At 62.9% G+C, this 13736-nt stretch carries 13 protein-coding genes; 11 read left to right on the top strand and 2 right to left on the bottom strand.

The annotated features are described in order from the left end of the window. Nucleotides 1-113 precede the first annotated feature (113 nt). Nucleotides 114-1250 (bottom strand): alpha-hydroxy acid oxidase, encoded by a 1137-nt coding sequence (locus tag IVB36_RS25070; RefSeq protein ID WP_018453552.1) that lies wholly within the window; start codon nt 1248-1250, stop codon nt 114-116. Between the two features lie 134 nt (nt 1251-1384). Here IVB36_RS25070 and IVB36_RS25065 point away from each other — a divergent pair, with 134 nt between their 5' ends. The 11 genes from IVB36_RS25065 (at nt 1385) to IVB36_RS25015 (ending at nt 12633) form a co-directional block, all read left to right on the top strand. Then, on the top strand, nt 1385-1552 hold the full coding sequence (locus IVB36_RS25065) for a hypothetical protein (RefSeq protein ID WP_018453553.1): 168 nt from the start codon (nt 1385-1387) through the stop codon (nt 1550-1552). A 219-nt stretch (nt 1553-1771) separates the two neighbouring features. After that, nucleotides 1772-3115, top strand: a complete 1344-nt coding sequence (gene glmM, locus IVB36_RS25060; RefSeq protein ID WP_018453554.1) for a phosphoglucosamine mutase — start codon at nt 1772-1774, stop codon at nt 3113-3115. A gap of 251 nt (nt 3116-3366) precedes the next feature. Further along, nucleotides 3367-4617: an MFS transporter gene (locus IVB36_RS25055; protein WP_247296232.1), complete on the top strand. Its 1251-nt coding sequence runs from the start codon at nt 3367-3369 to the stop codon at nt 4615-4617. A gap of 234 nt (nt 4618-4851) precedes the next feature. After that, a complete protein-coding gene (locus tag IVB36_RS25050; RefSeq protein WP_240543166.1) occupies nt 4852-5697 on the top strand; it encodes an outer membrane beta-barrel protein in 846 nt (281 codons plus the stop codon). A 128-nt stretch (nt 5698-5825) separates the two neighbouring features. Continuing rightward, the gene (locus tag IVB36_RS25045) at nt 5826-6743 is read left to right on the top strand and encodes an outer membrane beta-barrel protein (protein WP_085348794.1); all 918 of its coding nucleotides are present in this window, start codon (nt 5826-5828) and stop codon (nt 6741-6743) included. A gap of 68 nt (nt 6744-6811) precedes the next feature. Then, nucleotides 6812-7402: a glutathione S-transferase family protein gene (locus IVB36_RS25040; protein ID WP_018453558.1), complete on the top strand. Its 591-nt coding sequence runs from the start codon at nt 6812-6814 to the stop codon at nt 7400-7402. 25 nt (nt 7403-7427) lie between these two features. Next, nucleotides 7428-7892 carry a GNAT family N-acetyltransferase gene (locus IVB36_RS25035; RefSeq protein ID WP_018453559.1) on the top strand — a complete coding sequence of 155 codons (465 nt, stop codon included), beginning with the start codon at nt 7428-7430 and terminating at the stop codon, nt 7890-7892. A 171-nt stretch (nt 7893-8063) separates the two neighbouring features. Continuing rightward, nucleotides 8064-8255: a hypothetical protein gene (locus IVB36_RS25030; RefSeq protein WP_240543165.1), complete on the top strand. Its 192-nt coding sequence runs from the start codon at nt 8064-8066 to the stop codon at nt 8253-8255. 79 nt (nt 8256-8334) lie between these two features. Continuing rightward, nucleotides 8335-9507, top strand: a complete 1173-nt coding sequence (locus IVB36_RS25025) for a phosphoserine transaminase (protein ID WP_247296226.1) — start codon at nt 8335-8337, stop codon at nt 9505-9507. 212 nt (nt 9508-9719) lie between these two features. Beyond that, nucleotides 9720-11309, top strand: coding sequence for a phosphoglycerate dehydrogenase (gene serA / locus IVB36_RS25020; protein WP_247337608.1), 1590 nt, complete (start codon nt 9720-9722; stop codon nt 11307-11309). Between the two features lie 151 nt (nt 11310-11460). Next, entirely contained in the window at nt 11461-12633 is a 1173-nt protein-coding gene (locus IVB36_RS25015) for an acetyl-CoA C-acyltransferase (protein WP_007596708.1), read from the top strand. An 87-nt stretch (nt 12634-12720) separates the two neighbouring features. On the opposite strand, the gene IVB36_RS25010 is transcribed toward IVB36_RS25015, so the two are convergent. Further along, the gene (locus IVB36_RS25010) at nt 12721-13626 is read right to left on the bottom strand and encodes a hypothetical protein (RefSeq protein ID WP_247393252.1); all 906 of its coding nucleotides are present in this window, start codon (nt 13624-13626) and stop codon (nt 12721-12723) included. Nucleotides 13627-13736 lie beyond the last annotated feature (110 nt).

The raw sequence follows: 13736 nt of genomic DNA, 5'->3' as shown, positions 1-13736 counted from the left end.
CGAACGCTGAAATCTTAGGGTGGGCAAAGGCGCGAAGCGCCGTGCCCACCCTACGATTTGCGAATTGGTGGGCACGCTTCGCTTTGCCCGCCCTACGGCACTGCCGCTGCGGTTCACATCGCGATGATATGTTCGTCGATTTCGTCAATCCGGTTGACGCCGCACAGGCCCATGGTGGTGAGCAGCTCCTTCTGGATGATGTCGATCGCCTTGGCGACGCCGGCCTGGCCGCCGGCGCCAAGGCCATAGGCGTAGGCGCGGCCGATCATGCAGGACTTCGCGCCGAGCGCGAGCGCGCGCATCACGTCCTGGCCGGAGCGGATGCCGCCGTCGAACATGATCTCCATCCTGTCACCGACCGCCTCGGCGATCTCGGGCAGCACCTCGATCGATGACGGCGCGCCGTCGAGCTGACGGCCGCCATGGTTCGAGACGACGAGAGCCTGCGCGCCGGTCTTGGCGGCTTCCTCGGCGTCCTCGACGTCCAGAATGCCCTTGATGATCAGCTTGCCCGGCCAGATGCTGCGGACCCACTCGACGTCCTTCCAGTTCAACGACGTGTCGAACTGCGAGGCGGTCCATTCGGCGAGGCGATTGAGGTCCTCGGTGTTCTTCACGTGGCCGGCGATGTTGCCGAAGGTACGGCGCTTGCCCCGCAGCACGCCGGAGACCCACGCGGGCTTTGTGGCGAAATCCAGAAATTTAGACATCGTCCACTCGGGGGGGATCGTCATGCCGTTCTTGATGTCCTGGTGGCGCTGGCCGATGACCTGGAGATCGACGGTCAGCACCAGCGCGGAGCATTTCGCCGCGATCGCGCGCTGGATCAACTCCTTGATGAAGCCGCGGTCCTTCATCACGTAGAGCTGGAACCAGAACGGCTTCTCGACATTGGCCGCGATGTCCTCGATCGAGCAGATCGACATCGTCGACTGCGTGAACGGGATACCGGCCGCTTGCGCGGCACGGCAGGCATGGATCTCGCCATCGCCATGCTGCATGCCGAGCAGGCCCACCGGCGCGAGGATTAGCGGCATGGTCGAGGGCTCGCCGAGGATCGTGGTCGCGGTGTCGCGTTTGGAGACGTCGACCAGAATGCGCTGGCGGAACTTGATCGCCTGCATGTCTTCGCGGTTGGCGCGCAGCGTTTCCTCGGCGTAGGAGCCGCGGTCGCAATAATCGAAGAACGCCTTCGGCACGCGGCGCTGATGCAGTGTGCGAAGATCGTCGATACAGGTGATGTGCTTCATGAACGTTTCCCGGCCCGTCTTGTCGGAAGAGTCTTGTATGGGAAGACTCTTGCATCGGAAGATCGAGGGGTCATCTAGCATGGTTGGATGCACAGCCAAATCGTTTGCAAATCCTTTGTGGAGAGGAGGGCGCCATGACCAGGCCGCACACCGGACCGACGCCGGAGGAGATCAAGGAGAAGCATGATCTCGAGGAAGCGCTGGAGGAGGGTCTGGAAGAGACCTTTCCGGGCTCCGATCCCGTCAGTGTCACCCAGCCGGCGCCGAGCCGCGCCGACGGCCATGTGAAGCGCTCGGACTAGGTGCCGGTTCCGCCCTGTTCCAGTATCTTCAACGGAATATAATGTTAACAAGACGTTATCGGGGCCGGGAGCCGCCCGGTTCCGTAATGATTCATCATATTTTTTGAAGCCAAGTTAGCCGTGATGGCTCTATAAGACCTCAGCAAATCAGGGATGCGGGTCCCGCTTGGGCACCCGGAGGTTGCGCTGGGGATCCCTGGTTGTTGCGTGGGGGACGATATGAGCCGCAAATATTTCGGGACGGACGGGATCCGGGGCCGCGCCAACGGACTGATCACGCCGGAGCTCGCGCTCAAGGTCGGCCAGGCCGCAGGCCTGGCGTTTCAGCGCGGTGACCACCGCCACAGGGTCGTGATCGGCAAGGACACCCGCCTGTCCGGCTACATGATCGAATACGCGATGGTCGCGGGCTTCACTTCGGTCGGCATGGACGTGCTGCTGGTCGGCCCGATGCCGACGCCCGCGGTCGCGATGCTGACCAAGTCGATGCGCGCCGATCTCGGCGTGATGATCTCCGCCTCGCATAATCTGTTCGAGGACAACGGCATCAAGCTGTTCGGGCCGCAGGGCTTCAAGCTCTCCGACGACGTCGAGAAGCAGATCGAGCAGCTGCTCGATGAGCCCATCGACAAGCGTCTCGCCCAGAGCGCCAGTCTCGGCCGCGCCCGCCGCATCGACGGCGTGCATGACCGCTACATCGAATTCGCCAAGCGGACGCTGCCGCGCGATCTGTCACTCGACGGCCTGCGCGTCGTGGTCGATTGCGCCAATGGCGCCGCCTACAAGGTGGTGCCGGAAGCGCTGTGGGAGCTGGGCGCCGACGTGATCCCGATCGGGGTCGAGCCCGACGGTTTCAACATCAACAAGGAATGCGGCTCCACCTCGCCGGAAGCGCTGTCGAAGAAGGTGCGCGAGATGCGCGCCGACATCGGTATCGCGCTCGACGGTGACGCCGATCGCGTCATCCTGGTCGACGAGCGCGGCCACATCGTCGACGGCGACCAGCTGCTCGCGGTTATCGCGCAGAGCTGGAAGGAAGACGGTCGGCTGTCGCGATCGGGCATCGTCGCCACCGTGATGTCGAACCTCGGGCTCGAGCGCTTCCTTAATGCGCAGGGGCTCGATCTCGTGCGCACGCCGGTCGGCGATCGCTACGTGCTCGAGCAGATGCTGAACGGCGGCTACAATCTCGGTGGCGAGCAGTCCGGCCACATCATCCTGTCCGACTACGCCACCACCGGGGACGGCTTCGTGGCCGCATTGCAGGTGCTTGCCGTGGTGCAGAAGCTGCGCCGGCCGGTGTCGGAAGTCTGCCACCGTTTCGATCCGCTGCCGCAGATCCTGAAGAACGTCCGTCACAAGGGCGGCAAGCCGCTCGACAATTCCGACGTCAAATCGGCGATCTCCGACGGCGAGCAGCGGCTCAACGGCCACGGCCGCCTGCTGATCCGCTCCTCCGGCACCGAGCCGGTGATCCGCGTCATGGGCGAGGGCGAGGATCGCATCCTGGTCGAGGACGTCGTCGATACCATCGTCTCGGCGCTCGGGAACGCCGCGGCCTGAACTCGCAGCCATCCTTCGAGATGCCCGCTTTCGCGGGCTCCTCAGGATGAGGTTTTGTTTCCAGGCGAAGACGTAGACCCTCATGGTGAGGAGCCCGCCACAGGCGGGCGTCTCGAACCATGCAGGCCGCAGTTTGGCCGCGAAATCTGGCGAAGCGCATTCCAGCCATGGGCGTTTGGCGGTGGATCGGTCGCCGCGCGCATCGTAACTAGCTTGTCGCGGCAATCTGCCGCGCCCGCCGGGATGCTCCAGTGAACAAGCCTGTCGTCGTCTCAGAGGAAACACTGACGGAGCCCGTCCTCGTCAGCGACGTCGCACCCGGCGCCAAAAGTGCCGCGGGGCCGGCCTATGTCGTGCTGGCCGGCATCAGCTTCTCGCACTTCCTCAACGACACCATGCAGTCGCTGATCGCTTCGGTGTATCCGATCCTGAAGGACACCTACGCGCTCGACTTCGCGCAGATCGGCATGATCACGCTGGCCTTCCAGTTCACGGCCTCGCTGCTCCAGCCGGTGGTCGGCCACTACACCGACAAGAAGGCGCAGCCCTATTCGCTGTCGATCGGCATGGCCTCGACCTTCTTCGGTCTGTTGCTGCTCAGTGCCGCCCACCAATATCTGGTCATCCTCGTCGCCGCCGCTCTGGTCGGCCTCGGCTCGGCGGTGTTTCACCCGGAGTCGGCGCGCATCGCGCGGCTCGCCTCCGGCGGCCGTTACGGTTTTGCGCAATCGGTGTTCCAGCTCGGCGGCAGTTTTGGCACCTCGATGGGACCGGTGCTCGCCGCGCTCATCGTCGTGCCGTTCGGGCAGGGCAGCATCGCCTGGTTCTCCTCGATCGCCTTCCTCGCGATCCTCATCCTCTGGCGCATCGGCCGCTGGTACGAACCGCAGATCAAGGCGAAGAAGGCGGTGGTGGATCAAGCCCATCCCGACGCGCCGAATTCGCGTCGCGTCGTCGTTGCGCTCCTCGTGCTGGTCGCGCTGCTGTTCTCGAAGCAGCTCTACGTCTCGAGCCTGTCGAGCTACTACATCTTCTATCTGATCGACCGCTTCGGCGTATCGACGCAAGCCGCGCAGATGTATCTCTTCATTTTCCTCGCAGCGAACGCGGTCGGCGCTTTTCTCGGTGGTCCCCTGGGCGATCGCTTCGGCCGCAAGATCGTGATCTGGATCTCGATCCTGGGGGCGCTGCCGTTCACGCTGGCGCTGCCCTATGCCGGGCTCTATGCGAGCGCGGTGCTGTCCGTGCTCATCGGCCTGATCATCTCCTCGACGACGTCGTCGATCATCGTGTTCGCGCAGGAGCTGGTACCGCACCGCTTCGGCATGATCTCCGGCGTATTCTTCGGTGTCGCCTTCGGCATCGGCGGCCTGGGCGCCGCCGTGCTCGGCAAGCTCGCCGACCACACCTCGATCGCGTTCGTCTACCAGGTTTGCGCCTATCTGCCGGCGATCGGCCTGCTTGCGGTATTCCTGCCCAAGCTGCCGCGGCACGCGCGTTAACATATCCTGACTTGCTGCAACGCGGCTTCATACATCGTTAGGAAATGCGGCGACGGCGTCGCATTTGGCGCTGCATTTTTGCAACGCTCGCGACGCCCGCGCGTGCGAGTTGAGAAAAATCAACCTTAAAAATTAGGGTTAAGTGGCGCTTAAGCATTTGCTGGCATCGTCCGGGCCGTGAGTTTCCAGAACGTGAGGCGCCGTATTGCCTCACCGGCCAAAAGGACGAAGCCAATGCGTAGCGTTAAGTCTCTCCTTGCCGCGGGTGCGGCAACCCTGATCTCCTCGATGGCGTTCGCCGCCGACATGCCGATCGCGGCGCCCCCTCCGATGTACGCGCCCCCGGCTCCGCCCGCCGACTTCGGTGGCTGGTACCTGCGCGGCGACGTCGGCTTCAGCAATCAGAAGACGAGCGATCTCCACTACGGTCGCGAGTCCGCCTATTCGCAGCTCACCTCGTTCAATCAGCAGTCGTCGTTCGACACCGCCGGCATCTTTGGCCTCGGCGCGGGTTACCGGTTCAACAATTGGTTCCGCGCGGACGTGACCGGGCAGTATCGCGGCAATTCGAATTTCAAGGGAACGGATCGTTTCACCGGAACCGCGGGCGGCGTGCCCTACAGCGGGATCGATAATTACAGCGCATCCAAGTCCGAATGGCTGGTCTTGGCGAACGCGTATGTCGACCTGGGCACCTGGTGGTGCATCACGCCGTTCATCGGTGCCGGCGTTGGCGGCGCACGCGTCTCCATCTCGAACTTTACCGATACCGGCATCAACGATCTTGCGTTCTCGACGGCGAGCTTCTCGAGCGCACCAGCCGGTTCGAAGTGGAACCTGGCGTGGGCTGCCCATGCGGGTCTCGCGTACAAGGTCAATCCCAACCTCGTTCTCGAACTGGCCTACAGCTATGTCGATATGGGTGAGGGGCAAACCGGTGTCTTGTCGACCTACACCGGGGCAACCACCGGCAACGTTTTCAAGTTCAAGGACATTACCTCGCACGACCTGAAGCTCGGCGTGCGCTGGAATCTCGACAGCCCGCCGGCCTACATGCCGCCGCTCGTCACCAAGGGCTGATCGTCAGCCTCATCGCTTAATCTCTCTTAACGGCGCGGGATCATCCCGCGCCGTTTTGCTTTGCGTATTTTTCATGGCGGGCGGCGACGAAAGCCTCCGGCGCAACCATTGGTTAAGGTTAACGGGCCATGATCACGAGCGAAAGTTCGAGTTCGATGGAGCGTTCGATGCGTAGGCTTTTGTTGGCGGTGGCGATGTTGGGGACGGTCTCTGCGGCGCACGCGGCCGATCTCTCCGATCTTCCCATCCTCCGAGGCAGCTTCACCGACGGGCTGTCAAAGACGTCCCACAACTGGGACGGTTTTTATGTTGGCGGCCAGTTCGGGTTTGCCACGACCGATGTTGATTTCAGTCATGCTCCGAAGACGATGACCGACTTCATGCTTCGCAACAGCATCCTTGAGGCGCCAGTCGGCGGCTGGTCGCTGCTGCCGAGTAACCACGTGCAGTCGACCGGGTTTGGCGCCTATGTCGGCCGCAATTGGCAGCTCTACGATGCAGTGTTCGGCGTCGAGGCCAATTACAGCTACATGAAGAATATATCGAGCTCGGCAAGTGATTCCATGACACGCATTCTCGACGGTGAGACGGCGCCAACGGGCCATACCTATACCTACGTCACTTCACTCGGTGGTGGTGCTGCGCTAAAGCTGAAGGATTACGCCACCTTCCGCGGTCGGGTCGGTTGGGACGGCGGCGACTTCATGCCCTATGCCTTCGCCGGTCTGGCGATTGGGCGCGCTGAAGTTTCGCGATTCGCGACGGTGTCCTACATCAAGCATGACGACTATGACGAGTCGATTGTCCTGGGCGGTGTTACGGCGACGATCCATCGACAGGACACGATTGACACGGGTACGTTTAACAAGACTGAGCTGCGCACCAACAGCTTCATGTACGGATGGACGGCCGGTATCGGTGTCGAGTACGCGATCTGCAACAACATCCTGGTTCGCGGCGAATGGGAGCATGTCGGCTTCTCGGACGTGAAGGACATCACTGTCGGCCTGAATAACTTCCGCGTCGGCATTGGCTACCAGTTCTGAGTCGCCCGCTTCCTGTTGACAGATTCCTTCCGTCCTGATGCTCTGTCGCCGAATGCGCGGGGGCACCGATGCGGATCTACGGCGATAGCAATTCCGGCAATTGTCTGAAGGTGAAGTGGGTCTGCGACAAGCTCGCGGTGCTCTACGAGTGGATCGAGATCGACACCCGCAAGGGCGAGACCCGTACGCCGCAATTCCTCCAGATGAACGGTGCCGGCCAGGTGCCCACCGTCGCTTTCGACGACGGTCGCACGCTGGCGCAGTCCAATGCCATCATCCGCTATCTCGCGCGCGACAGTGCGCTCATTCCGGGCGACGCCTTCACTGCCGCCAAGATGGACGAATGGCTGTTCTGGGAACAATACAGCCACGAGCCCTATATCGCGGTGTGCCGCTTCCAGCTCGTCTATCTCGGCAAGGACGCCTCCGAGCTCGATCCTGAAAAGGTCAAGCGCGGCTACGCGGCGCTCGATCGCATGGAGCAGCATCTGGCGGCAAACCGCTTCTTCGCCGGTGATGACGTTTCGCTTGCCGACGTCTCGCTGCTTGCCTATACGCGCGTCGCGCATGAAGGCGGCTTCGATCTCGGTCGCTATGCCGCCATCCGCCGCTGGATCGGCGAAGCCGAGACCTTTCTCGGGCTACCCAAGGTGCGTTAGGCGCGCTTGAGGCAGGAGTAACTTTATGAACGCCGAATCTGTCTCCATTCGTCCCGCGCGCCGCGAAGATGTTGCTGCGATCGTGACGATGCTCGCCGACGATCATCTCGGGAGCGCACGCGAGCGCGTGGAAGACCCGTTGCATGCGTCCTATTACGAGGCATTCGCGCGGGTCGAGCGCGATCAAAATATCCAGCTTGTGGTTGTCGAGAGTGAGGGCAGGGTGGTCGGCTGCCTGCAGCTCGCGATCCTGCCGGGTCTCAGCTCGCAAGGCGGCTTGCGCGGTCTGCTCGAAGACGTCCGCGTCGCTTCCGATTGCCGCAGCCGCGGCATCGGCGAGCAATTGGTGCAATGGGCGGTGACGGAAGCGAAAGCGCGCGGTTGCAATCTCGTCGAACTGCTGACGCATCAGACGCGAACAGATGCGCAGCGCTTCTACAAGCGGCTTGGGTTCACGGCGAGTCACGTCGGCATGACTGTCCGCTTTTGACGCAGCACGCTATGAGCCTTGCGCGATCAGCGAAATCGGATCGCGCGTACGTTCATATTAAGAGCTGATAAACCACCGTCACGGCGTTCACGTTGGTGAAGGAACGAACGGTGCTACGGGACGTCGAAACCGGGCTCGATCGGTTCGGGGATTTCGATGACAAGCTATTCGATGATCAAGGTCGGCAACGACTACGTCGTGCAGGCCAATGACAAATGCATTTTGAAAGTCGGCAGCCGCCGCCGCGCCGCGCAATTGATCAGCGATGCCACGGGCTTGCTGAACGCGCTGGCGGTGGTCGATTCCCCCAAGATCGCACCGGAGGCGCCATCACCCGCGCGTGAGGCGCCGGAACTTCCTTGACTGGTCTTCCCGATTCCCGTATCAGCCGCGGCGGGACACCTCCCCCCAACGGGAGGCTTACTATCTGGAAGGGTAGACGATGACTGTAGCGAAGCCCGCTTCGCGGCCGAACATGCCGCATTTTTCCTCCGGCCCCTGCGCCAAGCGCCCCGGATGGAATGCCCAAAATCTCAAGGACGCAGCGCTCGGCCGTTCGCATCGCGCGAAGGTCGGCAAGACCAAGCTCAAGCTAGCGATCGATTTGACGCGCGAAGTGCTCGAAGTGCCCGCTGATTATCGCATCGGCATCGTGCCGGCCTCCGATACCGGCGCGGTCGAGATGGCGCTGTGGTCGATGCTGGGTGCGCGGCCCGTCACCACGCTCGCCTGGGAATCCTTTGGCGAGGGCTGGGTCAGCGACATCGTCAAGGAATTGAAGCTCAAGGACGTCACCAAGCTCAACGCGGCTTACGGTGAGATCCCCGACCTCTCCAAGGTCGATCCGAAGTCCGACGTCGTCTTCACCTGGAACGGCACCACCTCGGGCGTGCGCGTGCCGAACGCCGACTGGATCAGCGCGACCCGCGAAGGCCTGACCATCTGCGACGCCACCTCGGCCGCGTTCGCGCAACCCCTCGACTGGGCCAAGCTCGACGTCGTCACCTTCTCCTGGCAGAAGGCGCTCGGCGGCGAAGCCGCGCATGGCATGCTGATCCTGTCGCCCCGCGCGGTGGAGCGGCTCGAAACCTACAAGCCGGCCTGGCCGCTGCCGAAGATTTTCCGCATGACCAAGGGCGGCAAGATCAACGAAGGCATTTTCGTCGGCGAGACCATCAACACGCCGTCGATGCTCTGCGTCGAGGATTATCTCGACGCACTGAACTGGGCCAAGTCGATCGGCGGCCTGAAGGCGTTGATCGCGCGCGCCGACGCCAACACCAAGGTGCTCGCCGACTGGAAGGCTAAGACGCCCTGGATCGACTTCCTCGCCAAGGACGCCGCAATCCGCTCCAACACTTCGGTGTGCCTGAAGTTCACCGATCCCGCGATCACCTCACTCTCCGAGGACGCGCAGGCCGAGTTCAGCAAGAAGCTGGTGGCGCTGGTCGAGAAAGAGGGCGCGGGCTACGACTTCGCCTACTATCGCGATGCGCCCGCCGGCCTGCGTATCTGGTGCGGCGCCACCGTCGAGGCCAGTGATGTCGCGCTGCTGACCCAGTGGATCGACTGGGCCTTCGCCGAGACCAAGGCCGCGCTCGCCAAGGCGGCGTAGTTTTTACCTCTCCCCGTTCTTACGGGGAGAGGTCGGGTCGCGCAGCGATCCGGGTGAGGGGCTCTCTCCGCGAGCACCTCGCCTGTGGCTGCCCCTCACCCCGACCCTCTCCCCGTAAGAACGGGGAGAGGGAGAGCAAAGAGCTTCCGAGCAATTCCCCATTCCGGCCCTCAGGCCGATCTCCCTCTAGGGACGGCGAAGGACACATCTCCATGACCAAACCCAAAGTTCTCATTTCCGACGCGCTCTCTCCCGCTGCCGTGCAGATCTTCAAAGACCGCGGCGTCGAGGTCGACTTCCAGCCCAATCTCGGCAAGGACAAGGACAAGCTCGCCGAGATCATCGGCAATTACGACGGCCTCGCGATCCGCTCCGCGACCAAGGCGACCGCGAAGATCCTCGAGAAGGCGACCAACCTCAAGGTGATCGGCCGCGCCGGCATCGGCGTCGACAACGTCGAGATTCCTGCCGCCACGGCCAAGGGTATCATCGTGATGAACACGCCGTTCGGCAATTCGATCACGACCGCCGAGCACGCCATCACCCTGATGCTGGCGCTGGCGCGCGAGATTCCGCAGGCGGACGCTTCGACCCAGGCCGGCAAGTGGGAGAAGAACCGCTTCATGGGCGTCGAGATCACCGGCAAGGTGCTCGGAGTCGTCGGCTGCGGCAACATCGGCTCGATCGTCGCCGACCGCGCGCTCGGCCTGCGCATGAAGGTGATCGCGTTCGATCCGTTCCTGTCGCCGGAGCGCGCCAGGGACATCGGCGTCGAGAAGGTCGAGCTCGACGACCTCTTCAAGCGCGCCGACTTCATCACCCTGCACACCCCGCTCACCGAGAAGACCAGGAACATCATCGACGCAGCCGCGATCGCCAAGATGAAGAAGGGCGTGCGCCTGATCAACTGCGCCCGCGGCGGTCTCGTCGACGAGCAGGCCGTGGTCAACGCTTTGAATTCCAAGCACATCGCCGGCGCCGCTTTCGACGTCTTTGTCGAGGAGCCCGCCACCGCGAATGTGCTGTTCGGTCATCCCAACGTGATCTGCACGCCGCATCTCGGCGCGTCCACCACCGAGGCGCAGGAGAACGTCGCGCTCCAGGTTGCCGAGCAGATGTCGGATTACCTGCTCACCGGCGCGATCTCGAATGCCGTCAACTTCCCCTCGATCACGGCGGAAGAGGCGCCGAAGCTGAAGCCGTTCATCGCGCTCGCTGAAAAGCTCGGTTCGTTCGCGGGACAGCTCACCGAGAGCGGCATCCTCAAGGTCGAGATCACCTATGAGGGCCACGTGGCCGAGATGAAGATCAAGGCGATCACCTCCGCCGTGCTGTCGGGCCTGCTGCGGCCGATGCTGGGTGAGGTCAACGTCGTCTCCGCGCCCGTCGTCGCCAAGGAGCGCGGCATGGTGGTGGACGAGATCGTCCGCGCCGCCCAGAGTGACTATGAAAGCCTGATCACCGTCACCGTCACCACCGAGCGGCAGGAGCGGTCGGTCTCGGGCACGGTCTATGCCGACGGCAAGCCGCGCCTGGTCGACATCAAGGGCATCCGCGTCGACGCTGAATTTGGCAAGTCGATGATCTACGTGACCAACGAGGACAAGCCGGGTTTCATAGGCAAGTTCGCGAGCCTGCTCGGCGATGCCAAGATCAACATCGCGACCTTCCATCTTGGCCGCGTTGCGCCGGGCTCCGATGCCATCGCGCTGATCGAGGTCGACGGCGCGGTGCCGGCCGATCTGCTTGCCAAGGTGCAGGCTCTGCCGCAGGTCAAGCAGGTCAAGGCGCTGACGTTCTGATCCGCCGACATATTCCGACCCGCGGAACAACGCCGCCCTCTCGCGAGGGCGGCGTTTTTATTTCTCCCGCGACCGCCGGACATTGTGTACCAATGGCGCCGAGAAACCTCGACCGATGCTCCGGTCAAAATCGTTCGAAAGGGAGAAAACAATGCGTGAAGCCGTCATCGTTTCCTATGCACGCACGGGCCTCGCGAAATCCGGCCGCGGCGGGTTCAACATCACCCCGCCGATGTCGCTCGCGGCCCACGCCATTCACCACGCAGTCGACCGCGCCGGCGTCGAGAAGGACTATGTCGAGGATTGCTATCTCGGCAATTGCGCTCATGGCGCGCCGAACATCGGCCGCCAGGCCGCGCTGCTGGCGGGAATGCCGAAATCGACCGGGGGCGTCTCGGTGAACCGGTTCTGCTCGTCCGGTCTCCAGACCATCGCGATGGCCGCCAACTCGATCCGCTCGGACGGTTCCGACTGCATCGTCGCAGGCGGCGTCGAGAGCATCTCGATGCCGGGCGGCGGCACGCCGAAGGAATCGATCGATCCCGAACTGCTCAAGACGGCACCGGCGATCTTCATGGCGATGATTGACACCGCCGATATCGTCGCCGAGCGCTACAATCTCAGCCGTGAATATCAGGACGAGTATTCGCTGGAGTCGCAGCGCCGCATGGCCGCCGCGCAGCAGGCCGGCAAGTTCAAGGACGAGATCGTCCCGATGAAGACTAAGATGAAGGTGGTCGACAAGGCGACCAAGGCCGAGTCGATCGTCGATTACGTCGTCGACCGCGACGAGTGCAACCGGCCCGAGACCACGCTGGAAGGTCTCGCCAAGCTCGAGCCCGTCAGGGGCCCCGGCAAGTTCGTCACGGCCGGCAACGCCAGCCAGCTGTCGGACGGCGCCGCGGCCGTGGTGCTGATGGAAGCCAAGGACGCGGAGAAGCGCGGCCTCAATCCCATGGGCCGCTTCGTCGCCTGGGCGGCCGCGGGTTGCGAGCCGGACGAGATGGGCATCGGCCCGATCTTTGCCGTGCCGAAGCTGTTGAAGCGTCATGGCCTGAAGATCGACGACATCGATCTCTGGGAGCTCAATGAAGCCTTCGCCAGCCAGTGTCTCTATTCGCGCGACAAGCTCGGCATCGATCCCGCCAAGTACAATGTCAACGGCGGATCGATCGCGATCGGCCATCCGTTCGGCATGACCGGCGCGCGGCTCACCGGCCACATCCTCCAGGAGGGCAAGCGCCGCAAGGCGAAGTGGGGCGTCGTGACGATGTGCATCGGCGGCGGCCAGGGCGGCGCGGGACTGTTCGAAATCTACAGCTGAGATCGAGCCTCATGAATGCGGAAGGCACGGCGTCGCAAGCGCCGTGCCTTGTTGTTTGAGCACCAGGTCAGGCGTGTACTCTTTGGGTCATCGGTTTTGTGGGATGAAGCGGCTGAAGGATGGTAGTCTAAGACAAAGCTTGATGATGAGGGGAAGCGCGAGGACCGGGATGACGCACGCAGCGACATAATCTTCCGCCAGCGACGGCAGACCGAAGCTCGCCGCTGCCCACACGAGCGTGACGTTGCGGTTTCCGCTCACGAGACCGATGGTACCGGCGGTTTGCCACCCCTGTCTCGCGAACGTCATGGCAGCGAGGACGCACAGACCGAAATTGAACACGATCGCCGCGGCGAGCATCACGTCGAAACGCAGGGCGTTGCTGGTCCATTGCGCCCGTATGCCTTGCGAGGTGGCAAGCCCCACGATCATGAGCCCGACAACGGCGATCCCGGTGGCGGCGCTTTGATCGGGCAGAACAGGAATCACATGACGACGAAACCTCATGGCTAAGAAGGCCACCAGGCCTGCAGCGCCGATAATGCTGAAGAGCCGGATCGCCAGCCTGCCCATGTCGAATGCAATTCCAAGTCCGAGCACCGTGGCAAAACTCGGAATCGAGATCGGCGTGAGCAAGGTCAGTGCGATGGAAACGAGCAGTGCGAGACGTGGTCGCAAACCGAGCATTCCGGCGATCGCAGCGGCGCTTCCGACCGGCGGCGCCAGCAATGAAAGCAGAACGCCGGCCCGCAGCGCAGGATCAAGCGGAGCAAAGGACAGCAGAATCGCAGCAGCGAATGGCAGCACCAGGCCAACCCAGGCAAGCACCACGCCCATCAGGAGCGGACGAATGCTGGCTTCAGAGGGGGCAAGACCCGCCGTAAGAAACGAGCCCAGCGTCAGAAGAAATGCCGAAAAAGGCAAAAGATCGTAGCCGAGATGAGCGAAGGGAGTGATCACCAGCCCTGCGCAAAGCGAGATCACCAGGAGCATGGGTCCTTGTCCGCCAAGCGTGGACAATATCCGGCCAACGTACATATCAGCTCCTCTGGACTTACGCATCAACGACGATGCGTCTTCAGATTTCAGTCATGTCGGCCGCC

The sequence above is a fragment of the Bradyrhizobium sp. 35 genome, assembly GCF_023073215.1.
GTDB classification, from domain to species: domain Bacteria; phylum Pseudomonadota; class Alphaproteobacteria; order Rhizobiales; family Xanthobacteraceae; genus Bradyrhizobium; species Bradyrhizobium canariense_D.
Note: the sequence above shows the minus strand (reverse complement) of the source record. Positions and strands in the feature narration are given on the sequence as shown.

Excerpts from the sequence above, each read along its gene's own strand:
- IVB36_RS25070 (WP_018453552.1), bottom strand. The coding sequence starts at position 1,250 with ATGAAGCACATCACCTGTATCGACGATCTTCGCACACTGCATCAGCGC.
- IVB36_RS25065 (WP_018453553.1), top strand. The coding sequence starts at position 1,385 with ATGACCAGGCCGCACACCGGACCGACGCCGGAGGAGATCAAGGAGAAG.
- glmM (WP_018453554.1), top strand. The coding sequence starts at position 1,772 with ATGAGCCGCAAATATTTCGGGACGGACGGGATCCGGGGCCGCGCCAAC.
- IVB36_RS25050 (WP_240543166.1), top strand. The coding sequence starts at position 4,852 with ATGCGTAGCGTTAAGTCTCTCCTTGCCGCGGGTGCGGCAACCCTGATC.
- IVB36_RS25045 (WP_085348794.1), top strand. The coding sequence starts at position 5,826 with ATGATCACGAGCGAAAGTTCGAGTTCGATGGAGCGTTCGATGCGTAGG.
- IVB36_RS25040 (WP_018453558.1), top strand. The coding sequence starts at position 6,812 with ATGCGGATCTACGGCGATAGCAATTCCGGCAATTGTCTGAAGGTGAAG.
- IVB36_RS25035 (WP_018453559.1), top strand. The coding sequence starts at position 7,428 with ATGAACGCCGAATCTGTCTCCATTCGTCCCGCGCGCCGCGAAGATGTT.
- IVB36_RS25030 (WP_240543165.1), top strand. The coding sequence starts at position 8,064 with ATGATCAAGGTCGGCAACGACTACGTCGTGCAGGCCAATGACAAATGC.
- IVB36_RS25025 (WP_247296226.1), top strand. The coding sequence starts at position 8,335 with ATGACTGTAGCGAAGCCCGCTTCGCGGCCGAACATGCCGCATTTTTCC.
- serA (WP_247337608.1), top strand. The coding sequence starts at position 9,720 with ATGACCAAACCCAAAGTTCTCATTTCCGACGCGCTCTCTCCCGCTGCC.
- IVB36_RS25015 (WP_007596708.1), top strand. The coding sequence starts at position 11,461 with ATGCGTGAAGCCGTCATCGTTTCCTATGCACGCACGGGCCTCGCGAAA.
- IVB36_RS25010 (WP_247393252.1), bottom strand. The coding sequence starts at position 13,626 with ATGCTCCTGGTGATCTCGCTTTGCGCAGGGCTGGTGATCACTCCCTTC.